The organism is Chitinophaga flava (genome assembly GCF_003308995.1).
In the GTDB taxonomy this organism is placed as follows: domain Bacteria; phylum Bacteroidota; class Bacteroidia; order Chitinophagales; family Chitinophagaceae; genus Chitinophaga; species Chitinophaga flava.
The window spans coordinates 3,261,190-3,287,433 of the sequence record NZ_QFFJ01000002.1; the positions used below are offsets into that span (position 1 = coordinate 3,261,190).

At 47.6% G+C, this 26,244-nt stretch carries 22 protein-coding genes; 18 read left to right on the top strand and 4 right to left on the bottom strand.

Features of this window, described 5'->3' with window-relative positions; translation table 11 throughout:
• The first annotated feature begins 71 nt into the window (after positions 1–71).
• The 3 genes from DF182_RS28525 to DF182_RS28535 all read left to right on the top strand — a co-directional run bounded on the left by DF182_RS28525 (position 72) and on the right by DF182_RS28535 (position 2,647).
• On the top strand, positions 72–653 hold the full coding sequence (locus DF182_RS28525) for a Crp/Fnr family transcriptional regulator (protein ID WP_113619159.1): 582 nt from the start codon (positions 72–74) through the stop codon (positions 651–653).
• Positions 654–727: 74 nt separating this feature from the next.
• Positions 728–1,351, top strand: coding sequence for a DsbA family protein (locus tag DF182_RS28530; RefSeq protein ID WP_161964302.1), 624 nt, complete (start codon positions 728–730; stop codon positions 1,349–1,351).
• Positions 1,352–1,366: 15 nt separating this feature from the next.
• Entirely contained in the window at positions 1,367–2,647 is a 1,281-nt protein-coding gene (locus DF182_RS28535; RefSeq protein WP_161964303.1) for a nuclear transport factor 2 family protein, read from the top strand.
• Between the two features lie 41 nt (positions 2,648–2,688).
• Here DF182_RS28535 and DF182_RS28540 read toward each other — a convergent pair whose 3' ends face one another.
• Positions 2,689–3,126: a nuclear transport factor 2 family protein gene (locus tag DF182_RS28540; RefSeq protein ID WP_113619161.1), complete on the bottom strand. Its 438-nt coding sequence runs from the start codon at positions 3,124–3,126 to the stop codon at positions 2,689–2,691.
• A gap of 120 nt (positions 3,127–3,246) precedes the next feature.
• Here DF182_RS28540 and DF182_RS32405 point away from each other — a divergent pair, with 120 nt between their 5' ends.
• The 4 genes from DF182_RS32405 to DF182_RS28550 all read left to right on the top strand — a co-directional run bounded on the left by DF182_RS32405 (position 3,247) and on the right by DF182_RS28550 (position 4,976).
• On the top strand, positions 3,247–3,399 hold the full coding sequence (locus DF182_RS32405) for a Cif family virulence factor (RefSeq protein WP_153260020.1): 153 nt from the start codon (positions 3,247–3,249) through the stop codon (positions 3,397–3,399).
• A gap of 108 nt (positions 3,400–3,507) precedes the next feature.
• Positions 3,508–3,651, top strand: a complete 144-nt coding sequence (locus DF182_RS32410; protein ID WP_153260021.1) for a hypothetical protein — start codon at positions 3,508–3,510, stop codon at positions 3,649–3,651.
• A 155-nt stretch (positions 3,652–3,806) separates the two neighbouring features.
• Entirely contained in the window at positions 3,807–4,439 is a 633-nt protein-coding gene (gene catB / locus DF182_RS28545) for a type B chloramphenicol O-acetyltransferase (RefSeq protein ID WP_113619162.1), read from the top strand.
• A gap of 30 nt (positions 4,440–4,469) precedes the next feature.
• A complete protein-coding gene (locus DF182_RS28550; RefSeq protein ID WP_113619163.1) occupies positions 4,470–4,976 on the top strand; it encodes a DinB family protein in 507 nt (168 codons plus the stop codon).
• Positions 4,977–5,121: 145 nt separating this feature from the next.
• On the opposite strand, the gene DF182_RS28555 is transcribed toward DF182_RS28550, so the two are convergent.
• A complete protein-coding gene (locus DF182_RS28555; protein WP_113619164.1) occupies positions 5,122–5,811 on the bottom strand; it encodes an alpha/beta hydrolase in 690 nt (229 codons plus the stop codon).
• 172 nt (positions 5,812–5,983) lie between these two features.
• Here DF182_RS28555 and DF182_RS28560 point away from each other — a divergent pair, with 172 nt between their 5' ends.
• From DF182_RS28560 to DF182_RS28580, 5 genes are all read left to right on the top strand, one after another.
• Complete coding sequence (locus tag DF182_RS28560; protein WP_113619165.1) at positions 5,984–7,285, top strand: hypothetical protein; 1,302 nt, start codon at positions 5,984–5,986, stop codon at positions 7,283–7,285.
• Between the two features lie 34 nt (positions 7,286–7,319).
• Positions 7,320–7,994, top strand: coding sequence for a DUF6882 domain-containing protein (locus DF182_RS28565; protein WP_113619166.1), 675 nt, complete (start codon positions 7,320–7,322; stop codon positions 7,992–7,994).
• Between the two features lie 452 nt (positions 7,995–8,446).
• Positions 8,447–9,994 carry an NAD(P)/FAD-dependent oxidoreductase gene (locus DF182_RS28570; RefSeq protein ID WP_113619756.1) on the top strand — a complete coding sequence of 516 codons (1,548 nt, stop codon included), beginning with the start codon at positions 8,447–8,449 and terminating at the stop codon, positions 9,992–9,994.
• Positions 9,991–11,883 carry a hypothetical protein gene (locus DF182_RS28575; RefSeq protein WP_113619167.1) on the top strand — a complete coding sequence of 631 codons (1,893 nt, stop codon included), beginning with the start codon at positions 9,991–9,993 and terminating at the stop codon, positions 11,881–11,883. Before DF182_RS28570 ends, DF182_RS28575 begins: the two co-directional genes overlap by 4 nt.
• A 137-nt stretch (positions 11,884–12,020) precedes the next feature.
• The gene (locus tag DF182_RS28580) at positions 12,021–12,764 is read left to right on the top strand and encodes a GNAT family N-acetyltransferase (protein WP_161964304.1); all 744 of its coding nucleotides are present in this window, start codon (positions 12,021–12,023) and stop codon (positions 12,762–12,764) included.
• A gap of 60 nt (positions 12,765–12,824) precedes the next feature.
• Here the strand turns inward: DF182_RS28580 and DF182_RS28585 are convergent, their stop codons facing one another.
• Complete coding sequence (locus DF182_RS28585; RefSeq protein ID WP_113619169.1) at positions 12,825–13,583, bottom strand: SDR family NAD(P)-dependent oxidoreductase; 759 nt, start codon at positions 13,581–13,583, stop codon at positions 12,825–12,827.
• 225 nt (positions 13,584–13,808) lie between these two features.
• Here DF182_RS28585 and DF182_RS28590 point away from each other — a divergent pair, with 225 nt between their 5' ends.
• Both DF182_RS28590 and DF182_RS28595 read left to right on the top strand, forming a co-directional pair.
• A complete protein-coding gene (locus DF182_RS28590) occupies positions 13,809–14,288 on the top strand; it encodes a DUF4920 domain-containing protein (protein ID WP_113619170.1) in 480 nt (159 codons plus the stop codon).
• Between the two features lie 9 nt (positions 14,289–14,297).
• Positions 14,298–15,107 (top strand): methyltransferase domain-containing protein, encoded by an 810-nt coding sequence (locus DF182_RS28595; RefSeq protein WP_113619171.1) that lies wholly within the window; start codon positions 14,298–14,300, stop codon positions 15,105–15,107.
• A gap of 82 nt (positions 15,108–15,189) precedes the next feature.
• Here DF182_RS28595 and DF182_RS28600 read toward each other — a convergent pair whose 3' ends face one another.
• On the bottom strand, positions 15,190–15,609 hold the full coding sequence (locus tag DF182_RS28600) for a 3-hydroxyacyl-ACP dehydratase FabZ family protein (RefSeq protein WP_113619172.1): 420 nt from the start codon (positions 15,607–15,609) through the stop codon (positions 15,190–15,192).
• A gap of 280 nt (positions 15,610–15,889) precedes the next feature.
• On the opposite strand from DF182_RS28600, the gene DF182_RS28605 reads away from it, so the two are divergent.
• From DF182_RS28605 to DF182_RS28620, 4 genes are all read left to right on the top strand, one after another.
• Complete coding sequence (locus tag DF182_RS28605) at positions 15,890–17,893, top strand: GDSL-type esterase/lipase family protein (RefSeq protein WP_161964305.1); 2,004 nt, start codon at positions 15,890–15,892, stop codon at positions 17,891–17,893.
• Between the two features lie 77 nt (positions 17,894–17,970).
• Positions 17,971–18,702, top strand: coding sequence for a DUF481 domain-containing protein (locus tag DF182_RS28610; RefSeq protein WP_113619174.1), 732 nt, complete (start codon positions 17,971–17,973; stop codon positions 18,700–18,702).
• A gap of 319 nt (positions 18,703–19,021) precedes the next feature.
• Entirely contained in the window at positions 19,022–20,788 is a 1,767-nt protein-coding gene (locus DF182_RS28615) for a hypothetical protein (RefSeq protein WP_113619175.1), read from the top strand.
• Positions 20,789–20,804: 16 nt separating this feature from the next.
• Complete coding sequence (locus DF182_RS28620; protein WP_113619176.1) at positions 20,805–26,189, top strand: T9SS type A sorting domain-containing protein; 5,385 nt, start codon at positions 20,805–20,807, stop codon at positions 26,187–26,189.
• Positions 26,190–26,244: the final 55 nt, after the last annotated feature.

Below are 26,244 nucleotides of genomic sequence, written 5' to 3' on the forward strand. Positions count from 1 at the left end.
TGCAAATTACAAAAATCAAACAATAGTCATCTTCCAAAAATTAGTACATTTATCCATCAGTATCATAAAATATGTATAAAACCCTCCGCAGTGCAGTAGAAAAACATATTCATCTCACGGATCAGGAGTTTGAGATCTTCAGCGCCCCTTTTTATCAGAAAACGGTAAAGAAAAAGGAGCTGCTGTTAAGAGCAGGTGAGATCTGCAAATTTGAAGGGTTCGTCAACAAGGGCTGCTTCCGGGTTTATTATCAGGATGACAACGGTAACGAGAGCATTCTCTATTTTGCAGCAGAAGGCTGGTGGGTGACGGACATCGACAGCTTTACCAACCAGGTGCCCGCTATCCTGTCTATCGAGGCATTGGAAGACTCGGAAGTGTTATTGATCACCTATCCCTATAAACAGGCTTTATATGAAGAACTGCCGAAAGTAGAGAAGTTGTTCAGGATCATGACACAGAAAACCCATGTGGCCCTGCAACGCCGTATGATCTCCAACCTCAGTAAGACAGCGGATCAGCGTTACCTGGAGTTTATGGAAAGTTACCCCGACCTGGAACAGCGGCTTTCGCAGCAACAGGTAGCTTCCTACCTGGGCATTACCCATGAATTCCTGAGCAAAATCAGGCGCAAACTGGCGCATAAGGGCTGATACCCCGATTTTGAACTAGTTCAATTTTTAAGGATTTTTCCCGTATTAGATTTGTTCCATCAAAAACAATCATGATGGAAACAAAGTTAATATACATTATGGACCCGCTCTGTGGTTGGTGCTACGGGAGTGCTGACAATCTCCTTAAACTGACACAACAGTATGCCGGCCGTCTTGCGGTGGAAATAATTCCCGCAGGCATGTGGGCCGGTATCAACGTGCGGACGCAGTCACGCGCCATGGCCCAGTATTTTATCCGGCACGACCGGCAAATTGAAGCCCTCACCGGAACCACATTTGGGGCTGATTATTTCGCCTTTCTTGGAAAAGAGGTCATCCTTGATAGTGAAGTCCCCTCACGGGCCATTATGGCTGTTCAGCAGCTGGCTCCCGAAAAGGCGGTGGTTTTTATGGTAAAGGTGCAGCAGGCACGTTACCTGCACGGAAAAGACTTTAATAATACACAAGTATACCTGGATATCTGTCAGGAGCTTGGAATAGATACCGGTGTTTTTCAGGAGTGCTTTACTGCGGCATCATTGCAAACGCTCACCCTGCATGCGTTTGAAAAGGCTACATCTTATGCATCAGCATATCCCTCCCTGTTTATCGAACACAATGGACGCCGTATACTACTGGAACAGGGGTATGCGTCTTATGCTGAACTGGATGAAAGTGTAGCTTCTGTTTTAAACTGACGAAATCATCAAAACATGAAAAAGTTATTGTTCATCTTATTTAGCATGACAGCTATGGCTACTCAGGCACAGGAATTAAAATCACAGGGAACCTCGCCACTGGAGCTGACCTACTACAACGCGCCGGAGTCTTCTATGAGGGTGACATCTGTATTGGTCAGTGGTAAAAAGGATGCCGTGCTGGTAGACGCCCAATTTACATTGCCGGACGCCGAAAAGGTGGCGCAGGCCATTAAAGCTTCGGGTAAACAACTGAAAGCGATCTTTATCAGCTATGGAGATCCGGATTTTTATTTCGGGCTGGAGGTCTTCAAAAAATATTATCCGCAGGTGACGGTGTACGCTACCGGGCCGGTGATCGATCATATCCAGCAGACGGCTCAGGGTAAACTGGACGTATGGGGACCGCAACTCAAAGAAGCTGCACCACATAATGTTGTACTGCCGCAACTGTTAAAAGACAGTGTGCTGAAGCTGGAAGGCCAGTCGCTGGAAGTGATGAATGCAGACAATGAACGGTCTTTTATATGGATACCAGCGATCAAGGCGGTCATCGGTGGTGGTAGTGTGTTTGGAGATAACCTCCATCTGTGGATGGCAGATGATGCTACTTCTGCCAAACGTGGAGAATGGTTGGCAGCGCTGGACCGTATTCAGGCGCTTTCCCCGCAATGGGTGATCCCGGCTCACTTTGCCAGCGGGGCTCATCTAGACTTAAGATCTGTTGAGCACACCCGGGACTATATCCGGAAATATGCTGAACTGCTCCATAAGCATACTACTTCAACAGCACTGATCAATGCGTTAAAAGCAAAATATCCCACACTCCTGGGCGGTGTAAGCCTGGAGTTGAGTGCTAAAGTCAACACCGGCGAAATGCAATGGGGTGCCCCGCAGGATGAAACAGCTCAAAACCTGGCCGTGATAAAAGCCACCTATGAAGGAGGTAGTACGGCAAAAAATGCTGAAAACCTCGCCAATGCGCTGACTAGCAAAACTGTATGGACGGAAGCGGCCGGATTCCCTTATGGAGGCACTTATATCGGTAAAGACAATATTCTGAAACAGGTATTCGCAAGGATCACGGCAGACTGGGACGACTATAAAATTACAATAGATCATTACACTGTTACCGGAGATGAGGTAGTGGCTTTCGGCACGTATTCCGGCACTAACAGGAAAACCGGCAAATCCTTTAAGGCCCGTGTGGCCCACCATTATGAACTGAAGAACAGAAAGATTGTCCGGTTTGAACAGTTTGTAGACAGCCAACAGGCGATAGATGCTATGAAATAAATAAAGTAGAAGTCAGCCACACGGAGGCTGACTTCAGCTTTTTATCCGGCAACCCTGGCCATGGCTTTTTGTGGCAGTTGCAGATCGCCACCCTGGTTTCGAAGAATAAATTTGAAAGCGGTGATTTGCCAGACAGCAGTATTCTTTTTTAACGCTACTTCGTAGTTGCCTTCTACAATCCATTCTGCATCTGCAATCAGATGGCTGGCATGGCCGGTAAACCGCGCAGTGGCGGTATCTCCCTGTATAGCAATGTCGAAATCAGCAATATGATGCGCTGTTTTGTCAAATCCGGGCAGTAGCTGTTTCCACATGTGGATGATCTCCTGTGGAGGTAGCACCAGCGGCTGTCCACCTGCCATCGAGGTGTAGTCATATACTACCTCAGCCGCAAAGGCTCTTTGTACCTGCTCCCAATCTCTGCTGTCTGCTCCGCCGAACACGGAATGTAATACCAACGCGATTTTTTCAGTTTCCATAATTGATAGTTTGTGGATAATGCGGGCCGAAGTTATAAAATTTAGTAACAGGTGCTGTCCCGTTTTGTACAATGATAAAAACCTGCTACCGGTTAATGTTGCATTATTGTTCCAGGAGATGTGGCGGTAGGACGTTCAGAATGGAGCATCACCAACGGCAATGAAGTGAAGGTAAGCGCCAAAGGTATTGAAGTGATGAAACAGCAGGCAGATGGCACCTGGAAGATTATCATAGACCATGCTTTCGGAGCGCTGGAAGATATGCAGGCATAGGTTTTTTACGCGGTAGGTCTGCAGGGGAAATCACGTAAAAGCGGGATTTCATGTCTGTTTGTTTTATTATAAATTGTTAGTATTTCTAATCACTCAAACCTGTAAAGTATGAAAAAGAAACCCGCTGCCAAGTTGAAACTGGCTAAAATCAAGATTGTAGCCCTCGGTAAAACTGTTGCGATGGAAGATCACAACCGTACCCTGCCGATTACACAACACAAAACCTGTCCTCCGACCAATTGGGTTTGTTAGTACTGTAGGCAAGCTATTCCTAGTAATGACAACCGGCGTATGGGATATCCTATACGCCGGTTGTTTTTTCTGAAGCCGGCTCATCTTCGTACGTCTTTGGCCGTTATATAAGGTTACTTCTTCGTAAATTGCTCCCGTAACCCATATATAGTCAAATGAAGAATTATTTTGAAAGCCCCTTCCGGGGAAAATTATTATCGGAGCAGGTTACCAATCCTAATATTGTTGTCGGTGAATACAGCTATTATTCCGGTTATTACCACGGGCATTCCTTTGATGACTGCGCCCGTTATCTGCCTCCTGATCGTAACGATGTAGACAAACTGATTATCGGTAGTTATTGTTCTATCGGCAGCGGAGCTGCTTTTATTATGTGTGGCAATCAGGGCCATCGGCACGACTGGATTTCGAGTTTCCCTTTCTTTTATATGCAGGAAGAACCGGCTTTTCATGGAAGTATCAATGCTTATGAAGCTGCAGGGGACACGGTAGTGGGTAATGATGTGTGGATAGGTGCTGAAGCGATGGTGATGCCGGGTGTGAAAATAGGCCACGGTGCTGTAATTGGGAGTAGGGCCCTTGTTACAAAAGACGTGGCGCCGTATACGATAGTGGGCGGTAACCCGGCTAAAGAAATCCGTAAGCGTTTTCCCGGAGAGGAGATACAGCTGCTCCTGGAAATGGAATGGTGGAACTGGCCTAAGTCATTGCTGGAACAGGCTATGCCGCTGTTGTGCGATGGTAATGTCAAAGCACTGTATGATTTTTTTCTGAAACATCATTCCTGAAAAATAAGGCTATAAAATTCCTGTATAGTTATGAAAAGAACAGCATGGTTTGACCGGGTGTTTCCGGTCATTACAGACAATGGAACAATGCCCTCCATTATTGAGCGCCTGAGTGGTACATCTGCGAGGGTGGAAGAAATGACCCGCGGTCTCGAAGAAAGTTTATTGATCCGTAAGGTAGATGGACAGTGGTCTGTTAAAGAAGAGGTAGGTCATCTGTCTGATATGGAACCACTCTGGCTGGGACGTTTGGGTGATTTTGTAAAAGGCCTGCCAGAGCTAACAGTGGCAGATCTTACCAATCAGCGGACACATAATGCTAACCACAATGCTGTTAGCCTGGACGAGTTATTACAACGATTCCGGGAACAAAGGGCTTTGATGGTGGCCAGGCTGTGGCAGCTGGAGGAAACGCAGCTGGAGAAAACAGCCCTGCACCCGCGTTTAAAAACACCGATGCGTATCATTGACCTGGCTTATTTTGTTGCCGAACATGATGACCACCATCTGGCCGGTATCCGTGAAAAGATGCTGTAATATCAGCCCAGTAATGTTTTTACGGTATCAGCCGTAAACGTTAGCTTAAGCTCCATCTCATCGTCATGGTTTCTTTTAAATGCTACAGCTACTAAATTACGAAGTATTCCGGGAGCCGCACGCAGAGTGGCTCCCGGAGTATGAATTAAATTCCTTCGGCGGCTTTGCTGATAAAGCTGGCGATCTCTTTAGGGTGAGTGGCCAGGGAAGCGTGGCTGGCAGCCAGTGAGATAGTTTGAGCCTTCATACGGTCAGCCATAAAACGTTGTGTGTCGGGTGGTATCATCCGGTCGTTTTCAGATACCTGGTACCATACCGGAAAATTCTTCCAGCCAACACCACTGGGTTTGTCTTCAAAACATCTGCCGGCAATTGGTTTCTGGGTAGCGGCCATCACGGTGGCATCGTCCGGTGAAGCATCCTGACAAAAACTCTCTCCGAATTTGTCCCGTTTGATCCATAGAAAACCATACTGGTCAGGGTAGATATTGGCCCCGCCAGGTGCCGGTTGCCCTCTTTGTAATAGTGCCGCCAGGTTTTCAGATTCATCAGGAGCGAAGGCGGCGATGTACACCAATCCTGCTGTGCCAGGTGTCTTTCCGGCTGCTTCAGTGATGATGGCGCCACCATAGGAATGACCTACCAGTAAGGATTTGCCTTCCAGTTGTCCGGCCATTCTGCGGACAGACTCTGCATCATCGGCCAGGGATGTCAGCGGACATTGGGGCGCTACTACTGTATAGCCCTGGGCGGTCAACAAGGGAATAACCTTGTTCCAATGCATACTTTCGCCCCAGGCACCATGTACCAGGACGATATTCACTTTGTTTGCCATCTTGATAGCTTTTTTTGGGTACAAAAAAACTGCGGGTTATAATCACATGACGATCTAATGCCAGTCTGGAGGAATGCTGTTAAAAGTTACTGTAATCTTTCCATGCCTGGAAATTTATTTTACCATGACGGAATAAATAAATGTTGATCTTTATTTTTTAATCCTTATTCCCATGAAATTGTTTTTAACGCTCTCAGCGTTCTGCTGTACTGTTGGGTATCAAACCCATGCCCAGGATACTTCATTCCCAGGTAACGTTGGTGTTGGTACCACTACCCCCAACGCCTATACGCATGGAGGCACCAATCGTGTACTGGAAATCATGAATCCTGGTACCCTTACCAATAGCCAGGCCCACCTTATACTCAGCAGCGGGGCTACTGCCAACAAAGGATCTGTAGGTTCTGTTTCCTGGGTTACCCCCAACTCCACCGGAATGAAACTGATGGCTTTCATTGGCGGGCATATCAGCGGTGATGCGACTACCAATACACAGGGTAACCTGGTGTTTGCAACTTCCGCCGGAAACGGTCCGCTCCAGCGTGCTGTAATCACTTCCAACGGATACCTGGGCCTGGGTACGGATAACCCCATCCGCTTGTTTACCCTGGCTGCAGATAATAATCCTGAACTGGTATTTCAGAATAACGGCCGCCTGCCAGACCAGCGGTATTATCGTATATACACCGGCGGTAGTAAAACACTGTTTGGCACACTTAAAGATGATGGCTCTTCCGGTAATGATCAACTCAGTATCGATCATCTTACTGGTAATGTGGGCATCGGTAAAACAGATGCACAGGCTTACTTCCATGGCGGCAATAATCGGGTACTGGAAATCCATAATCCAGGAACAGTGGCGAACAGCCAATCTCATCTGATATTGAGCACCGGTGCCACGGCCAATGCAGGCAGTATCGGTTCTGTTACATGGACTGTGCCCAATGCTCCCGGCGCTAAAGGAGTGGCATACATCGGCGCCATCATGGACAAGGCAGCTACTACAGACGCTTCCGGTTTCCTGGTTTTTGCTACAGCGGATAAAGGCCTTCCGCTGGAAAGAATGCGGATCAGCCCGGACGGGAACATCGGCATCGGGGCTCAACCACAACAGGATTATAAACTGGCGGTCAACGGTACTATCGGATCCCGAAAGGTAAAAGTTACGCAGGAAACCTGGGCGGATATGGTATTTGATCCGGCTTACCAACTGCCATCACTAAACGAAGTTGCAGCGCACATTGAGCAGAATAAACACCTTCCTGGCATCCCTTCTGCTGCGGAAGTAACTACCCGGGGACTGGACCTCGGCGAAATGCAAAAACTGCAGATGCAGAAAATAGAAGAACTTACACTTTATATCATCGAACTCAATAGAAAACTCGGAAGCCAGCAGGAACAGATAATACGGCAGGAGGCCGTTATCAATGCCTTAAAAAATAAGGACAGCAAAACAACAGTTCCCACTGAATAACTTATCTTGCCCAAAATTTTAAAAACGGAATATCATGTCAACTTCCGCAGCATTAACAGCCCCCGACCTGATCGCACAGTACGGCGGCATTGCACTGGATAAACAGAATGACCTCGCCGCTGTAATCGGCAATAACGACTGGAATGCAGACCTGACAGAAGGTACCCTCAGCTTCGGCGATGAGCTGGTATTTCCGATCCAGGTGCTGGGTACGCTCTCTCATGTGTCCAATACCTTTCTGTGGGGATGGGCCAATGTCCAGTCTGATATCCCTGAAAATCTGTTACAGGAAGCTTTACAGCTGAAACAATACGGAGAACAGCATCAGGTGGCGCTTTTTACCAACAGCCAGTTTGAGGCTTCGCTCAACGAAGTACATTATATAGGTATGATCGCCTCCGGTATGTTTGGCTCCAGTGCCTACTATGTGGCCGACTACGGACAGGGCGCTTTATTGGTTACCATCAAAAGTGATATCATTGATGCCGCCCGCACGGACACGCCTCAACGTATTCTTACCGTGTTCCCTCAGCTGATATCACTGTTTGAAATGGACCACCGCCAGGCACTTACCAGTTACCTGAAAGCCAGGGACTTTACCATCACTGTTTCCGGTAATGAGTTAACTGCCACCCACAATGATAACAGTATTGTAGCCGCTTTCGATGAACAGAACCGCCTTGCCAGCCTCAATGGCAAGCTATTATAGGTCCCAGGGCTGAAGCCCTGGGCTAATATAGGCTGAAGCCTTGGGCTAATAAGCTAAAGCCCTGGGCTAGTATGCTAAAACGCTGAGTTAATTGCTAAAGTCCAGGGCTAATATGTTTAAGTCCTGGACTCATTTTTATCCCCCGTCTTCTCTCCCCGAAAATATTTTTTTCTCCGACATAAGGGTTTTATTTCATCATCGTGTATTAGTAGCAGTTATCACTACTGATTGTCTTGCGTTAGCGCTGCGTATGCCAGTCAACCATGCTAATTTTTTATGATGATGGAACGTGCTTTTTACTATGCCATACTATGCTGGAAAGCAGCTGTCAGGATTCTGTTTTTCCCTTTATACCTGCTGGTTTTTTTTGGGGATTTATTATGGAGATGCCTGCCTTTTGTCAACAAGGATAGTGCTGAAAGAAAGAAATGATTCCCAAAGACTATTTTGTTATGACAAATAAAAAAACGGCTGTTATTATCGGCGCTGGTCCTGCGGGATTGACTGCAGCTTATGAATTGCTCAAGAGAACGGATATTAAACCCATCATACTTGAAATGTCGGGAGATATTGGCGGGATTTCGAAAACAGTCCGCTATAAGGGCAACAGAATAGACATTGGAGGCCATCGTTTTTTTTCCAAGTCAGACCGTGTGATGGAATGGTGGCTTGATATCATGCCTATCGCCTCAGGAGAGGAAGAAGTTAATATCACCTATCAGCAGAAAACCAGAACAGTAAAGAACGAACAAAAAACAACGGATGGTAATCTGGTGATGCTGGTACGTGACAGGTTGTCGAGGATTTATTACCAGCGGAAGCTGTTTCTTTATCCGCTTACCATGTCGGTCAGCACTATTTCCAAACTGGGACTGTTCCGGCTTTTCCGGATCATGATCTCTTACGGATATGCCCGGCTTTTCTTCCGTAAAAAGGAAAAAACGCTCGAAGACTTTTTTATCAAACGTTTCGGGCGCGTACTATATGAAACTTTCTTTAAAGACTATACAGAAAAGGTTTGGGGAAAGCCCTGCCACGAAATCGATGCAGAGTGGGGACATCAGCGTATCAAAAAACTATCGGTGTCTAAAACAATACTGCACGCATTACAAAAACTTTTTGCCAAAACAGGAGAAGATATTGCGCAAAAGAAAACGGAAACCAGTCTTATAGAAAGATTCCTGTATCCAAAATTTGGGCCGGGTCAGCTTTGGGAAGAGGTTGCAGCCCGCATTACCGCGATGGGAGGGGAGATACGGCTCCACCAACCGGTAACGGGTGTGCAACTGGCGCACGGTACTGTACAAAGTGTAAGTACCCCCGATGGTTGCTACAGTGGAGACTATTTTTTCTCCACCATGCCAGTGAAAGACCTGGCGGCAGCCATGAAAGAAGCGGTGCCCGGCCCGATACAGGAAATTGCCCGCGGATTGGAATACCGCGATTTTGTCACCGTTGGGCTTCTGGTAGACAAACTGGTGCTTTCGCCAGACCATGCGCTCGTAAAGGACAACTGGATCTATATTCAGGAAAATGATGTCCGCGTCGGCCGCCTCCAGATCTTTAATAACTGGAGCCCATTTATGGTCAGTGATCCATCCAAAGTATGGATAGGCCTGGAATATTTTTGTAATGAAGGTGATGAGTTATGGAGTATGGAAAATCAACAGTTTATTAACTTTGGCATCGCCGAACTGGAAAAGATCGGTGTTATCCGCCAGGAAGATGTACTGGACAGCACTTTGGTGAGGATGCAAAAAACATATCCGGCTTATTTCGGCACCTATCACCGGTTCGATGAACTCAGAAATTATATGGACACGATCAGCAACCTGTTTCTCATCGGTCGAAACGGTATGCATAAATACAATAACGCCGATCACTCTATGCTCACCGCTATGACTGCCGTAGATAATATCATCGGAGGCATTACAGACCGGCGTAATATCTGGGAGATCAATACCGAACAGGAATATCACGAAGAAAAACAGACCGTATGAAATCACTGAAGCGTTACGACTACCTGATCTATACTTTTATTTTTGTGGTCATTTCGGTGATCTGGTCGCAGCTGTCGAATTTTACCTGGGATGATGATGCTATCACCCGTCTGATGAATGTGCAGGATGCCCGTCATAATAGCCTGCAGTGGCTGTCTGCATGGAACCGGCCATTGTTTGTGGTATTGTTTTATCTGCCGATACAGGCTTTCGGTAAAACAGGCGCCATGTTGCTCATGGTGGCGCTGACAGCAATATCCGGCATATTGTTGTACAAAGGTCTCCGTCATAAAGGAGTACCGCATGCTTCGGTGGCGGTGGTGTTCCTGTTGTTTCAGACTTTCCTCTTTGGCATCGCCAGAGATGCCATGACAGAACCACTGGCTTCTTTCCTGATATGTTTAGGTCTTTATTGTTTTTATACAGAGAAGTTTCAATGGTTTGCACTCATAGGCGGATTGTTGCCCCTGGCCCGCTCAGAAGGAATTCTGCTGATGCCTTTCTGGTTGTATCCGTTGCTGCAGCGTCGCCTGTACCATTATATTCCTTTGATGGCCGCAGGTATGTTAGCTTGGGCGCTGGGCTGGTATGCGTATTCCGGCAGGCCCCTGGCGCTAATGCAGGAGCTGCTGTCGAGCGGCAACAGTAAAAACCGGTATGCGCATGTTAGTCTTACTCATCATTCCGGTAAATATGTTTACGTACTGGGACCGGTAGCCTTTTTCTTTTTTCTATGGGGCTACCTGGGCAGTCTCAGAAAAATGTTGTCTGATTATTTTGTCTTGTTGCAGTTTACGGTGGGATTCCTGGTATATGTCATCTTTGCGGTGTATATGGACCTGGGGCAGTCTGGTGGCGCGTTGCGCAATCTCATTACTTTGTCGCCGCTGGCGGCGGTCATCTGTCTGTATGGGTTTAACTACTGGATGGCCCTTTGGCCACTACCAGCTGCTGATACTAAAACGGCTAAACGAAAATCTACGCAGCCGGTAACGCCTGTAAAAAGGGATGAACTGTGGGTGTATGTGGTTTTTATCATTCTGCTGGCCTGGATTTCTTTTACCAATGAACTGGTATACCGGCAAAATTATGATCCCAACAAAAAGGACTATACGATTTTATGGTTTCTGATAGTATGCTGCCTGCTGGCTATTCTGCCGGTATTCAGTTTTGCACGGAAAAGGGTATACGTAGTAGCAGGAATGTTGTTGGTATGGCAGCTTACCTTTACACTCTGGTACGAAAATCCCCAAAGCCATGGCAATGAAGAAAGAAAAGGTATCAACGATATGACTGCGTTTATCCATAACAGTAGTCTGAAAGACCGTAAGATATTCTGTGGTCATCCCTGGTATTTCTGGGCTACGGGCCGCCATCCAAACGATACTATTACCACAGGGGAGGTGTCTGTCAGAAGCAAACCAGGTATGCAACCCGGCCAGCTGGTCATATGGGAGGGCCACTATACCGGTGAGCACTATACGAATACGCCGCTGCCTGTTTTTCTGAATGATACAACTTTTGCACCAGTATATGTTTCACAGAACAAGGATAAGGAGGCTGTTGCAGTGCTGTTTGTAAAACTATACCCCCAAACGCAGTATAACGACCGCTTCTTCACTAACCTGGTGAAGGAGTTCCCTCAGAATGACCGGATACCTTATTTCAAGGGCATTTATGAGCGGGACCGGAAAAAAGCCGCGGCTGTTTCCATACAGGACTTTAATGCAGCGTTGGCACTGAATCCCGGCGGAGCGGACATTTACCTGGCCCGTGGTATCAGTTATCTGTTGATGAAGGATAAAGCCAACGGTTGCCGGGATCTGAATCAGGCGGCATTAATGGGCTCCCAACAGGCACTGCCCCTGTTACAGTCTTATTGTAAGTAACATTTTCAGGAAGATGAGTACGAAGGTTGAAACGGTTTCAGGTTACGCCAACTGGACTACCTTGTCCTTCCACACTGGACTACTTTACTGCTCCAGGAGACTATTACTTTTGTGATCAGATGAAATCTAAGAACAGTATGACACAAGAGGAAAGACATATCATTGAAAATTTATTTGAACACTGGACCTATGTAGGAGAAAAAGCAGGACTGATCACTATGGCTCCCCGTTATAAAGCGGTAATACCGGATGGATCAGACTGGCCTAAAAGGGTATTTGAAGTAGCGGGTCCGGAAGAGCTGGCGCCCATCGCTGCACAGATAAAAGCAGGAGTGTTGCCGGATGCAGTAACGTTTACAGAATCACAGGCGATGGAATATGAGCATACATTATCATCAGCAGGTTTCGGGGCAAAGATGCGCCTGCAGGGTATGATTATTTACCTGAGAGAAAATCCGCCCGCTGAAGAGTCCGGAGATGTGCAATTCAGTCTGGTAACGAATGCTGCCGAAGCAGCTGTATTTGCTGACATCGCTGCGCAGTCGTTTAACTACCGCGTAGATGGCGCCATAGTAGCCAGGTTGCTGCATCAGGAAGATAAGATAAAGGTATTCACCGGAACTTATAAAGGAGCTGCTGCCTGTAGCGGGGTAATTTATTATGACAACAATGGCAATGCCGGTCTGCATTTTATCGGCACCTTGCCGGATTTCAGGGGTAAGGGCCTGGCGGCAGCCATGACTACCCGTTTGCTCCGGGAATGTGTGGCGGATGGCAAACGTTATTGTGTATTGCATGCCTCTAAAGCAGGCTTGCCGATATATAGCCGGTTGGGTTTTGAACCGGTGAAAGAAGTGATCACTTATGCACTCTCTCTGTAATCCAATAATAAACAGGCTTCCCGCTTTTGCGGGAAGCCTTAATCTAACAGGTAAGTATAATTATTTAGCGTTGGAACCGCCGTCGATCACATATTGTGCGCCGGTGATAAACTGACTGTCATCTGATCCGAGGAAAAGCACCAGCTTGGCGATTTCCAGCGGTGCAGCATATCTTCCCAACGGAATACCTGCTGCAAATATTTTCTGCATCTCTTCAGCTTTCCCTGGTTCGTAACCTTCTTCTATAGAACGCATCATTCTGTTATCTACCGGTGACGGATGTATGGTATTGACCCGTATCTTTCTCGGTGCGGCTTCCAGGGCCGCTGTTTTCATGATGCCAAGGGTCGCATGTTTACTGGTCGTATAGGCGACAAAGTTAGGAGAAGCCCCCAAACCTGCTACAGAAGAGGTAATGATCATGCTACCACCATCATTCATCTGCGGTAGCACATATTTACAACCCAGAAAAACACCTTTTACGTTAACGGCCATTACTTTATCAAATACATCTTCAGGGAATTCTGTAATGGGCTTCACTACGCCTTCGATACCGGCGTTGTTAAAGAAGATATCGATCTTTCCGAATTTTTTTACAGCCTCCTGCGCATAACGTTCCACATCTTTGGCCAACGTAACGTCTGCTGCTACATAAGCTGCATCGTTGCCCAGCTCAGCTGTCGCTTTCTTTAAAGCGTCTTCGTTGAGGTCAATCAGTACTACTTTGGCGCCTTCATCAATAAATAACTTTGCAGTGGTTTGTCCGATGCTTCCTGCGCCGCCCGTGATAAGCGCTACCTTGTTCTCCAGTCTTTTCATAATAGTATATTTTAAACGTCATCTAATCAAAACAAGAACGGTAACAGTGGCAGTGGTAGGCAGAAGGTAAACAGGCCAGGGAGATTTTTTCAATACGGCAAATATACAACTTAAGTGTCAGGGGCGTGCGCTGCAAATAAACAGCAGCGGTAGTTTTAACGTTTTGGTAAGATATGTTAATTATAATAAATGGTTCCTTAACTTAGCGTAAAACCTATCTAAACCATGATGTATAAAGCGTTGCTATCAGCTGTACTGCTGGCTGTGTCTCTGACTGTTGCTGCCCAACCGCCTAAAGGTCAGGCTAAACCTAATTCTGTTTACGGTGTCGCCCCTACGGCTTCAGGTGCCATGGATGCGCTGGAACTTCCCAGGATGCTCCAGAATGACAGTGGTAAACTATCTCTGAAGATCAAAGCAAAAGTGTTGGATGTTTGTCCTAAAAAAGGTTGCTGGATGAAATTGCAGGTCAATGACAGCACTACGGCCTTTGTAAAAATGAAGGACTATGCCTTCTTTGTTCCCCTCGACATTAAAGGTAAAACTGTTGTACTCGACGGTGTTGCCTATTTGCACGAGACTTCTGTGGCAGAGTTAAAACACTATGCAGAAGATGCCCACAAACCACAGGTGGAAATTGATGCCATCCAACAACCGAAAAAAGAAATCAGGTATACTGCCAATGGTATACGGGTCGTAGAATAATGATTGTTTATGAACAGAGATAAAGCTACCGAAAGAGCTGCCATGCCGAAGGGAACTTCGGTTGTACTCGATAGCAGAACATTACAAAGCAGCTATGCTACGCTGATACCATTGCTGAAGGAAGGGATGCATGTGCTGGACCTGGGTTGCGGTACGGGCGCTATTTCCGCTGGTATTGCAGTGGCTGTAGGTCCTTCAGGTACAGTTACCGGTATCGATAACAGCGGACATCTGATAGACAAAGGCCAGGTAGATTATCAGGGTGTTTCTAATCTGACACTGCTAACGGCTGATATCTTCACGTGGCAGCCTATACGAAAATTTGAGCTGGTTGTATCTGCCCGTGTTTTTCAATGGCTCAGTAACCCGGCAGACGCACTGAAGAAATGTGCAGCAATGCTGGTGCCGGGAGGTAAACTGTCTGTCCTGGATTACAACCATGCCAGACTGGAATGGGAACCTGCTCCACCGCCCGCTATGCAGCGTTTTTACCGCGCATTTCTCGACTGGCGTGCCGATGCAGGTATGGACAATGAAATGGCAGATCATCTGCCGGCATTATTCCAACAGGCTGGTTTTTCTCAGATAAAGGTGCAGGAAGCCAACGAATCCTGCAGGAGGGGAGAAGCTGGTTTTGCGGATAAGGCTGCCATCTGGTCTGCAGTAGCCAGACTGAGAGGCCCGCAGATGGTGCAGAGCGGCTTCATTACAGAAACAGAACGATTACAGGCTATCGATGATTATGATGCCTGGTTGAAGGAAGGAGCTTTGTCCATGACCATGAAACTGAAGGATATCCAGGCAGTGCTTTCATCCTGAACATTATTGCGATCACCATTGGTATGAAAAGAAGCAGGCCCGTAGTAATCCCTACGGGCCTGCTTCTTTTAACTAATCAGGATCACCCTATTTTTACACAGGTCCAGGTGGCTTCCATCACTGGCTCTTCGTTCATATAGGCAATACCGGACTGCTTGATAATTTTTTCGCTTACGCGGATGTTTTTAATAGCATAACGGATAGGCACCCCATAGTGTGCACCTTTCATAAACCGGGCTGTTTCTATACCCGCGAGCCCGAAAAGTCCGTCGGCCAGGCCCAGCAACTTAATGCCCGCACCGCCGCACTGGGCCATTGATTCTATCAGGATAACACCTGGAACAAACCCGTGGGCAGGGAAGCTGCCTTTCAGTAATTCACTGTCTTCACTGAAAGTTTTGTAGCCAATAATCTCTTCATTGGAAACAGCAGTCACCCGATCAGCAAATAAAAAAGGTGCTCTGTGAGGAATCAACGTTTCTACAGCATCTGAGCTTCGCATAACTGAATTTTTTTTCTACTTTGTATCGGCCGGAAAAATTCCCCGTCCGTCTAAAAATATGAATATTCATCTGATTGTCCTGAAACGGAAACAGTGGTGGCTTTATTGTTTATTGTTTTGTATTCCTGTTATGTCAATGGCGCAGGCGCCACGGAACGCCCGCACAGCATGGGTGTCTTTGGAGGGGGACATACGGTCCAAGGGTAACCCCAGAAAAGCTGGCGAAGTTTATCTTATCCAGTCTCCGGTTCTACAGGTAATTCGGACTAATAACAAAGAGGTGAAGGGAACGGTACTGATATTTCCCGGTGGTGGTTACAAGGTGGTGGAGGTAACAACAGAAGGCAGCCTGGTAGCTGCTTTCCTGAATAAGTTAGGGTATGATGTGGCCCTGCTGGAGTATCATGTGTCAGCTGGTGCGAATACAAGGGCGCTGGCGTTGGCGGATGCGAAGACTGCCTGGCAACTGTTGCAGACAAAAGCGGCCGCACTGGGGCTGCGTGGGAAAGAGCGGAATATCATGGGCTTTTCTGCCGGCGGGCATCTGGCGGCCAGCCTGATACAGGAGCTGGCGCCTGCAGCACAGCCTGACAACCTGATGCTGATTTATCCTGCCTTTCTGAATGAAACCCGTCCCGGTTCCGTATATCCGTCTGTGTTGCCTCCCGCCGAAATCAGGTCCAGGCTTTTTACCCTGGTCGCTGCAGACGACACGCCTGAATTGGTCAGCAGCTGCACGCAATATGGCAAGATATGGAAAGGATATGATGGCCGCGGTACTTTTAAGGTGCTACCCGATGGAGGACATGGCTTCGGAATGGTAACACCACTCCGGGGTGCTACTGCACAATGGCCTTCCATGCTGCAAACGTTTCTGGAAAATAAAGACAGCATTGCTCTTACCAGCATTAATCCTACAGCCATAGCAACAGAAGGTTATAGTCATGCACGGCATGAACAAAAGGTGGCAGCGGTGGCCAGTCAGCAATTTGATCTTATCATGATTGGCAACTCTATCACCAACAACTTCGAGAAGGCTGCCTATCAGCCGGTATGGGAGCAGTTTTATGCGCCACGCCATGCACTCAACCTGGGCTTTAGCGGTTACCGCACAGAAAACATCCTCTGGAACCTCGAACATGGAGAACTGAAAGGTCAGTCACCGAAAGTGGTGACGCTGGAAATAGGGACCAACAACATCGACGAAAAAAATTATCCTACGCGGCATACTGCCGGGCAGCTCGCAGGAGGCATCGCCACCATTGTGCAGCTGCTACTGGAGAAACTGCCCAATACCAAAATCCTGTTGTTACGTAGTTTCCCTGGTAGTTACGATGGGCCCAATCCTACATCCCATCGTATGATCCTGGACAGGGCATCCGATATAGTGGCGAAACTGGCGGATAACAAACACGTGTTTTATTGTGATGTCAATCATGTGTTCCTGAACCTCGATGGCAGCATCCGGCAGGATATGATGCCGGACTGGCTGCATCCCAGCCCGGAAGGAGCAATGGCATGGGCACAGGCTATGGAGCCGCTGTTGTCGCAGCTGATGGGAGATAAAAGCAGAGACACTGTTAAACCTGCCAATACGGCCATTATTCCGGTGTCCCGGCTGGAGAAGGATAACTACGACTGGTGGGCGCGCCACGCGGAAGTGTTAAATATAAAAGACTCCATCAACCCGGAAATTGTGATGATAGGTAATTCCATTACTCATTTCTGGGGAGGTTATCCTTTGATGAGAAACGCGCTTGGCTATCTGGGTAAAGCCAATGGGGCAGAAGCCTGGGCTAGCCTCTTTGGCACACACCGGGTGCTGAACCTGGGCTTTGGCTGGGACCGCACCCAGAATGTGCTCTGGCGCCTGGACCATGGAGAGCTGGATGGCTTGCATCCCCGTACGGTGGTCATCGAAATAGGCACCAACAATACCAGCGAAACAGCTAACGCCCGCGCCAACACGCCGGCTGAAATAGTGGAAGGCATCAAAGCTATCTGTAGCCGGGTACGTTCCAAAGTACCCCGGGCCAGGATCATACTGATGGCTGTTTTTCCAAGAGAACAGCAGCCCGACAATCCCAGAAGAAAAGTAATCAGTGAAACGAACCGGCTGCTGGCCGATTTCGCTGCCAGTGAGCATATACGGTTGATTGATATCGGTGCGCAATTCCTCACACCGGATGGTGTTTTACTGAAAGAAATCACCTATGATTTCTGCCACCCTACGGAAAAGGGTTACCGGATATGGGCCGAAGCATTGAAGCCGGAATTGTTTTAAAGGAACTGTCAGGATAACTTCGGGCACGTTAATTGTTGCGGCTTACCACCGACAACATATTAAGAAATTGATTGATTATGAAGAGAATAGTTACCCTGACGGTTGCCATGCTTTATTGCCTTTGTTCCTTTGCTCAGTTCAGTGACTCTACGCACTATCTTATAAAATATGCTTCTACAGGTTCTATCAACCATACCCAGGATGGTAATTCCTATCTGCTTAATAATAACTTCGGTTTTAAAGTAAGCAAAAGAAAAGTGAGTCTGAATGCGGGTGCCAGCTATATATATGGAAAACAGAATACATCCCTTACTAACAATGACGTGTCGGCAGCGGTGGATTTTAATCTGTATACGGATACAGCAAAGATCTACTACTGGGGCCTGGCCAACTATGACAGGAGTTATTCCCTCAAGATAAACAGTCGTTTTCAGGGAGGTCTGGGTATCGGTTATGATCTTATTCGTTTACCCAATGCCGTGCTGAATGTTACAGATGGATTATTATTTGAGAACAGCAACCTGTTTCTGCATGATACGATACAGGATATTTACAGCACTGTCAGAAACTCTTTCCGCCTGCAGTATAAGTGGACAATCAGAAATATTGTTGTGCTGGAAGGCGGCAATTACTTCCAGCAATCGCTAACACATGGAGATGACTACATCATCCGCTGTGTCAACAGTATGTCTGTAAAGCTGCGCAGCTGGCTGAGTGTAACGGCATCGTTGACATACAATAAACTAAACCGTACCGAACGTGAGAACCTGCTAGTGAACTATGGTGTGACGTTGGAAAAGTTTTTTTAACCGAAGAAATACAATAGCGTTTCAATGTTAACAAAGAAAGACAGGTTTGAGGCTTGTATTTTAGCAGGTGCAATTGGTGATGCCTGGGGGAGTAGTTATGAAAATGAACCATTGGCTCCATCTGCTACTCTTTCTCCCAACGTAAAGTTGAGTACTCCCTCTTTTCCCCCTTTTTTTAAATTAAAAAATTGACTGTTAACACATTACTGTTTTTAATAAATAAATAATATTGATAAATTAAAATAAAATATATATTTGATTCAAAATATATTTAAGCCCTATCCCTATACTCATGTGTAAAAAGCACTGTTGCCACGTTATGCTGTTGGCTCTGCTGTTGTCGTTAGCCTCTACTGTCATATATGCCCAGGCGCTGGACCAGCTTGGTATCAAAAAAGGTGTAAGCATGAGCGGCTCTATCAGTGCCAGCACAACAGCTTATAGTGCCAGCGGCATCGACAGCCGCCGGGATCCTCTTGCCTGGTATCTCAACGGTAATCTTAATATCAACTTGTTTGGCTATGACATGCCTTTCTCCTTCAGTTATAGTAATCAGGGGAGAAACTATTCCCAGCCGTTCAATCAGTTTCGTTTTGCACCTTCCTACAAATGGGCCAGGGCCTATATTGGTACTACCAGTATGAACTTCAGCAACTATACGTTGGCCGGGCATATGTTTGATGGATTAGGTGTAGAACTGACACCTGGTAAATGGCGATTGTCTGCCATGTATGGTAAACTGCTGAAAGCAGTGCCTTTTGATGTGCTGAACCCTGAAAGTTACAACCGTGCTGCCTTTGAGCGTATTGGTTATGGTGTGAAGATGGGATATGAAAATGAAGGTAACGCTTATAGTATTTCCTTATTCAAAGCGAAAGACAATGCGGGTTCTATTCCTTATATCCCGGATGATGCTACCATTACGCCCCGGGAGAATGTAGCTATGGCCTTCAATGTACGGCAGACCATTCTAAAGCGTGTATTCGTGGACGTAGAATATTCCGTATCAGCCCTCAACCGGGATACCCGTTCTGAAAAAAATGCCTTCGACAGCAGTCGGGGTACCTCCAACTTACTAGGTAAGTTTCTTGCGCCTACCGGCAGTACCCGTTATTTTGATGCCATACAGGCCGGCCTGGGCTATACCGGCAGTTTTTATACGATACAGTTGCGTTATGAAAGAGTAGCCCCCGATTATGTAACGCTGGGTGCCTACAACGTGGTCAATGATATGCGTAACATCACTATCGCGCCGGCTTTTCAGTTATTCGGTGGTCGGGTGAATATCGCTGCCAACGCCGGTATGCAGGTCAATAACCTGGACAATAGCAAAAACAGTGATGCCAAAAGACTGGTGGCCAACATTAACATGAATGTGGTGCCCAACGATCACTGGGCCATCAACGGCGGTTATTCCAACTTCAGCAACTATACCCGCATCCGCCCGCTGGTAGATCCTTATTTTACCAACCCACTGGATACACTGGATTTTTATCAGGTCAACAACAACTACAATGGGATGATCATGTATCGCACCGGTAACAAAAAGGTGCAGCATTCCATCTCCCTCAATACTTCCTATCAGTTTGCCAGCGATAAAAGCAGCGCCAAAGACGCAACAGAAAATCTCAACAAATTTTTTACGTCTAACCTGAGTTATTCCTACAGTCTGCAACCACAGGCCTTGTCGCTGGGTGGTGCGGTGAACTACTATCGCAATACAGCTGCAGGACTGAACACCTCTTTCATGGGGCCGAGTGTAAACATCAATAAACAGTATTTCGATAAAACACTGCGCACTGGCCTCACAGCTACTTACAACATGACGCAGGCTACTTCACAACAGGCGGGCGTTGCCACCACGACTAACAGTACGCTTTTTAATACTGGTTTCAACATCAATTATTCTCCCAAAACAAAACAGAAAAATGAAAGCATGGGAGGAGAGGGGAAGAAGAAATTATTCAACAACAAACAATCACATAACATCGGTGCTACCGTGATGTGGCTGTTGCGCAGTGCCAGCGGCACACAGCCGGGGTACAATGAGTTGACCAGCACCCTGAACTATACTTATTCATTTTAACAGAAAATAATTCTGGATGAGAAAATTTTACAAGTGCCTGTTCTTCATCGGAGTGTTTAGCCTGGGTATATTGTACCAGGATATTGTAATAGGGCAGGTGAATGAAAATGTGCTGTTGCCTGAACCGGTAACCTATTACCTGAATTGTAAAAACCCTCCCGGAGGTCTGCTGGAACTGGGCTTTCCCCAGATTCCAGGAAGAACGATCGTATCTGGTAATTCGCAAATTGGAGTAGGATATACTTTTCGGGGCCAGACGAACTACACGCCTGAACTGTATTTTTATATCAATGATACGGAGGTCTTTTCTGAGGACTATTGTTATCCGGTAGATCAGGCCTGGATTCAGTCGGGAAAAGATTTTCCACAGCCGTATACCACCAAGGGCAATAACCAGATAAAGATCATGTATGTCATGATAGCTCCTAATCCGGTGCAAACGGACGCCAATAACTACTGCGGTGATACAAAGGTAACTCTCAGGTCCCCCCTTAACTGGGACCTGTTTCCGCTCGGTTATGGCACCGTATCGGTAGAGTGGCAGTATAGTATCGGTTCGCCCGATCAATGGATAAATATGCCTCCTTCAGAATTCGGATGGGAAGGGTATTACAATTATTCGTTTATACCTGTAAAGCTGTTCCCGCAGATAGCTTCGGGCACTACCAATATTAAGTTCCGTTGCCGCGCTAAAGCGGCATATAGTACAGCTACCTGTTATTCTCCCTATTCTGCAGGAACCAATGTGACTACTTTTTTACCACCCGGGCCTGCAGTAGATGCCAGCAAGAAAGTGATTGTCCCGGCTTGCCCCGGCCAGCCTACAGGTACGCTCACCATTCCTTCCAGTGCTATTACCAGCGGTTTTGCTGGTATGCGCTGGATTTTGCGTAAAGGCAATGATCCTGCGCCCTGTGATCCGGGCCTGTCGGGTACTACGTCTGCCTGTGGAGATCAGCAGGACTGGAGTCAGGGAGTAGTGCCTGTTTCCGGTGGTATATTCTCTAAAAATATTCCCAAAGGTGATTATACCTTATGGGTGATCAATCCTTCGCAGAATGCAGGCAACTGTTTTACGCCTATTCCTGTCACCATGCCGGAGCTGAATGAGCTTACCATCAGTCTGGGTGCTACCAGTAATATCAGCTGTTTCGGTGGCAACGATGGCTCCATCAGTGTTACTGCGGCCGAAGGCAATGGTGCCAACAGCGGTTATTTCTTTACTCTGAAAAAAGACGGGGTTGTCTATCGTCCGGAACAACGCGCTGCCGCTAATACCATGACCTGGACAGGATTGCCGGCAGGCGTGTATACCGCCGAAGTACGCGATGGTACCTGTGCTCCGGTTAAGTCGGTAGGCACTACACTTACTCAGCCTGACCAGGTGAAAGGCGAGCTGTTTCCTACAGCTCCTACCTGTGCAAGCCCGGGTAACGGCAGTATCGCAGTGGTGGCCGATCCTGGCATTACCAACTATAAATACAATCTGTACAAAGATGGGGTACTCGTGCAGCAAACCGGTGGAATCCCTTCCGCCAACTATACTTTCAGCGGATTGATCGGAGGAAACTATACCGTGGAGATATTAAATAATGACAAACCTTCCTGTCCGGGCTGGAGTGCGGCGACCACACTGAATGTAGTACCAACGCTGACGCTTTCCATGGATAAGCGAAGTATGGTGACCTGTGCCGGTGGCAACGATGGTTCCTTACAATACTCCGCTACCGGTGGCTCCGGTGGTTTTATCTTCACCCTCACAAAATCCGGCGGCAGCCCGGTTAGCAATAACAACGGTACTTTCAGTGCATTAACTGCCGGTAGTTATACTATCAAGGTACAAAACAGTGTGCCCGGTTGTAGTGATGTACTCACACAAACGGTCAGCATCACAGAACCATTGCCGCTGCAGGTAAGTCTTCAGAAAACAGATATCACGTGCAATGGCGCCCGGGACGGTATCGTGAAAGCCACTGTTTCCGGCGGTTCTGGTTTCTTTCAATACAAGTGGGAGCAGCTGAAAGGAGGTGTGTGGGTAACCGATCCCTTCTGGTATGATACCGATACTCAGATTGATGCACTGGCTTCTGGTACTTATCGTGTAACCGTTTCCGATAGTAAATCCACTAACTGCTCCGTGCTTTCAAATACAGTTGCGATCACCGAGCTGCCGGCCCTGCAATCCGGCGGGGTAACCATCAAAGATGCAGTCTGCCTGGCAGATGGCGCTACGGTCACGATCACTGCTACCGGTGGCGACAACACCTATAATTATGCCTGGACACTGGATGGTACCAATTACACCACGTTTACTTCCGGCACGGCCTTGCATACCTCTGGGACCTACTATTTCAGAATCAAAGACGGTAAAGGTTGTACATTAGATCTGCCAGATCCTGCTGTAATCAGCCTTCCTGCTACAGCGCTGGCATTTACAACACAGCTCTCTTCCTTCAATGGCTTTAATATCTCCTGTAATGGCGCAGCAGATGGCAAGATCACTGTACTGGCAACAGGAGGTAACGGCGGCGCCTACACGGGATATCAATATAAACTCGATAATGGAGCTTATCAATCGGGGAATGTATTTGCTAATCTCGGTTCCGGTACTTATACATTGAGTGTAAAAGATGCCCGTGGTTGTGTAGCTACTGGTAGCGTAACCCTGGTACAACCTAACCTCAGTATCAGTGCCACGCATCAGGATATTGACTGCTATGGCCTTGCTACGGGTAGCATTACCGCCAGTATTCAGGGTGGAGCTACACCGTATAAACTATATGTCAATGGTGTGCTGGCGGCAGGCACAACTGTCAATAACCTGGCGCAAGGTAACTATGCACTGCATCTGACAGATGCCAATGGTTGCTCCAAAGACACCACAATTGTTGTTAACTACCGGTACCCGGCATTAAGTATCACGACTGCTACGGTAACGGATATCCGTTGTTTTGGTACGCAAGGCAGCATTGCGCTTGGTGCAGCAGGAGGTGATGCTGTTTACCAGTACAGTCTGAGCAACGACAACTGGGCCACATCCCGTATTTATAGCAGCGGCGCTGGTATCGACGCCGGCGTATATGCATTGAAGGTAGTCGATGGACATGGTTGCAGTCTTGTCTATAATAACAAACTGACCCTGACAGCTCCGCCTGCAGCGATCAGTTTTTCTGCCACCCTGTCCGATTACAATGGTCATAATATCTCTTGTGCAGGAGGTAACAACGGAACCGCACAAATAGCTGCCACTGGCGGAAACGGTGGTACTTACAGTGGTTACACCTATGCACTCGATAACGGTACTTTCGCCGCTAATCCGATGTTTACCGGTATCAAAGCCGGCCAGCATACCCTGAAGGTACAGGATGGTCGCGGTTGTATGGTATCTCAGAACTATACCTTTACAGAATCTGCCCAGGCACTGAGCGTACAGCTGGTGAGCAAGCAGGATGTGCCCTGTGCAGCTGTTCCTGCCGGTAGTATTACCGTCGCCGGCAGTGGCGGCACTGGCAGCCTCCAGTACAGTATAGACAACACAAACTGGAATGTCAGTCCGGCGTTTACCGGACTGATGGCCGGTGATTATATGATTACGGTCAGGGATGCCAATACCTGCGGTATCAGCTTACCGGTGACGGTAGCTTCTTTGAACGTACCTATTGTGATTGATAATGTTACCCGTCAGGATATTGTTTGTTTTGGTATGGCAGGGGCCATCCAGGTGCAGGCCCATGGCGGTACCGGCGGGCTGACATATGAATATGCGCTGAACGGTGGCGCCTATACGTCTTTTAATAACAATACCCCGCTGGGGGCGGGTAGTTATACTGTCCGGGTGAAAGATGCTGCAGGTTGTTATTCTCCGGAAAGTAGCGTGCAGGGCATCACTGCGCCGGCAGCGCCTTTGAATGCCACTGTCAGTACTTCCGATTATCATGGGATGCAGGTGTCTTGTTACAGCCTGACCGATGGGGAGATCAATCTGACCACCAGCGGTGGTAACGGCGGTAGCTACCAGGGTTATCAGTACAGTGTTAACGGTGGTACCTACACGAATAATGCTCAATATAAAAACATAGGAGCCGGCAATTATACCATCAAAGTCCGGGATGGACGTGGTTGCGAAATCACTAAAAATATTGTTTTACAACAGCCGGCAGCGCCGCTGTCACTGGTTATTTCGAACATCGCACACCTGCCCTGTGGTGGCAGCCCTACCGGTAAAATCACTCTGCAAGCGGCAGGAGGTACCTTGCCTTATCAATATACACTCAACAATGGAGCTCCACAGCCTAACGGTGTATTTACAACATTACCAGCGGGGAACTATGCCCTTCAGGTTAAAGATGTGAACGGTTGTGCCGCATCGGCTACCACCGCAGTAACAGCCATGTTCCCACCAGTAACAGCCACAGCTACGGTAACGCCTGTACGATGCAACGGTGATGGCAATGGGTCTGTAGTGTTACTGCCGGCGGGTGGAGATGGCAGTTACAGTTACCAGTGGAGCAGCGCCGGGCTGAATGGTGCACAGGCACAACAGCTCAAAGCCGGCAACTATAGTGTGAAAATCACAGATGGTAAAGGTTGCAGCCAGTCCTACAGCTATGAAGTAACCCAGCCGCCGTTGCTCGCATTCACAGTGACAGGCTCCCGGATATGCGATGGCATAGACGATGGCACGATCACCACCACTGTACAAGGTGGTACCACTCCTTATCAATATGCCCTGGGCAGCGGTGGCTGGGGCAGCGATAATGTCTTCGGCAATCTGACAGCCGGGGACTATACCGTCAAGGTACAGGATGCAAAAGGTTGCGGCAATAGTCAGCCAACTTCCATTACAAAACTGAATGTTAAGCCGGATGCCAACTTCCTGGTTGCCTCCCGCAAAAATGCCTACGATACCCTGGTGATCAAGGAAATCAGCCTGCCGGCGCCCGACTTTGTCAGCTGGACCTTCGACCCGCAGGCCATACTGCTGGGCTATGACCGCGGTACACCACTGATAAAATTCACTAATCCCGGAACCTACTGGGTGGAAATGAAGGGTACTTTCGGCGAGTGCAGCTATAAAGTGCGCAAAGATATCCAGATCAGCGACTACGACCCGCTGGCAGGCCCGTCTAACAGTCTGCCGGTTCGTGTAATCGATACCGTGATGCTGTCACCCAACCCTAATGATGGCAATTTCCGTTTCCAGATTAAAATGAGCCGTAAACAACAGGTGATCGTATCGGTATTTGATCTGAATGGCAGGGTGCTGGCCAAACAACAGTATAGCCCTGCTTTGATGATAGATGACCGTTTGGCATTGGGGAATGCTAATTCCGGCATCTATATCCTGCGTGTGGTGGCTGAAAACGAGAGTAAGGATATACGCTTTATAGTAAACCGTTAATTTTTTATCAATCAATAATTCATCCGAGATGGGCATGACTCCAGTTTTTCGTTTC

What these genes read in the sequence shown, in the direction of transcription:
- DF182_RS28525 (WP_113619159.1), top strand. Translation starts at nt 72, where the DNA reads ATGTATAAAACCCTCCGCAGTGCAGTAGAAAAACATATTCATCTCACG.
- DF182_RS28530 (WP_161964302.1), top strand. Translation starts at nt 728, where the DNA reads ATGGAAACAAAGTTAATATACATTATGGACCCGCTCTGTGGTTGGTGC.
- DF182_RS28535 (WP_161964303.1), top strand. Translation starts at nt 1,367, where the DNA reads ATGAAAAAGTTATTGTTCATCTTATTTAGCATGACAGCTATGGCTACT.
- DF182_RS28540 (WP_113619161.1), bottom strand. Translation starts at nt 3,126, where the DNA reads ATGGAAACTGAAAAAATCGCGTTGGTATTACATTCCGTGTTCGGCGGA.
- DF182_RS32410 (WP_153260021.1), top strand. Translation starts at nt 3,508, where the DNA reads ATGAAAAAGAAACCCGCTGCCAAGTTGAAACTGGCTAAAATCAAGATT.
- catB (WP_113619162.1), top strand. Translation starts at nt 3,807, where the DNA reads ATGAAGAATTATTTTGAAAGCCCCTTCCGGGGAAAATTATTATCGGAG.
- DF182_RS28550 (WP_113619163.1), top strand. Translation starts at nt 4,470, where the DNA reads ATGAAAAGAACAGCATGGTTTGACCGGGTGTTTCCGGTCATTACAGAC.
- DF182_RS28555 (WP_113619164.1), bottom strand. Translation starts at nt 5,811, where the DNA reads ATGGCAAACAAAGTGAATATCGTCCTGGTACATGGTGCCTGGGGCGAA.
- DF182_RS28560 (WP_113619165.1), top strand. Translation starts at nt 5,984, where the DNA reads ATGAAATTGTTTTTAACGCTCTCAGCGTTCTGCTGTACTGTTGGGTAT.
- DF182_RS28565 (WP_113619166.1), top strand. Translation starts at nt 7,320, where the DNA reads ATGTCAACTTCCGCAGCATTAACAGCCCCCGACCTGATCGCACAGTAC.
- DF182_RS28570 (WP_113619756.1), top strand. Translation starts at nt 8,447, where the DNA reads ATGACAAATAAAAAAACGGCTGTTATTATCGGCGCTGGTCCTGCGGGA.
- DF182_RS28575 (WP_113619167.1), top strand. Translation starts at nt 9,991, where the DNA reads ATGAAATCACTGAAGCGTTACGACTACCTGATCTATACTTTTATTTTT.
- DF182_RS28580 (WP_161964304.1), top strand. Translation starts at nt 12,021, where the DNA reads ATGACACAAGAGGAAAGACATATCATTGAAAATTTATTTGAACACTGG.
- DF182_RS28585 (WP_113619169.1), bottom strand. Translation starts at nt 13,583, where the DNA reads ATGAAAAGACTGGAGAACAAGGTAGCGCTTATCACGGGCGGCGCAGGA.
- DF182_RS28590 (WP_113619170.1), top strand. Translation starts at nt 13,809, where the DNA reads ATGATGTATAAAGCGTTGCTATCAGCTGTACTGCTGGCTGTGTCTCTG.
- DF182_RS28595 (WP_113619171.1), top strand. Translation starts at nt 14,298, where the DNA reads ATGAACAGAGATAAAGCTACCGAAAGAGCTGCCATGCCGAAGGGAACT.
- DF182_RS28600 (WP_113619172.1), bottom strand. Translation starts at nt 15,609, where the DNA reads ATGCGAAGCTCAGATGCTGTAGAAACGTTGATTCCTCACAGAGCACCT.
- DF182_RS28610 (WP_113619174.1), top strand. Translation starts at nt 17,971, where the DNA reads ATGAAGAGAATAGTTACCCTGACGGTTGCCATGCTTTATTGCCTTTGT.
- DF182_RS28615 (WP_113619175.1), top strand. Translation starts at nt 19,022, where the DNA reads ATGCTGTTGGCTCTGCTGTTGTCGTTAGCCTCTACTGTCATATATGCC.
- DF182_RS28620 (WP_113619176.1), top strand. Translation starts at nt 20,805, where the DNA reads ATGAGAAAATTTTACAAGTGCCTGTTCTTCATCGGAGTGTTTAGCCTG.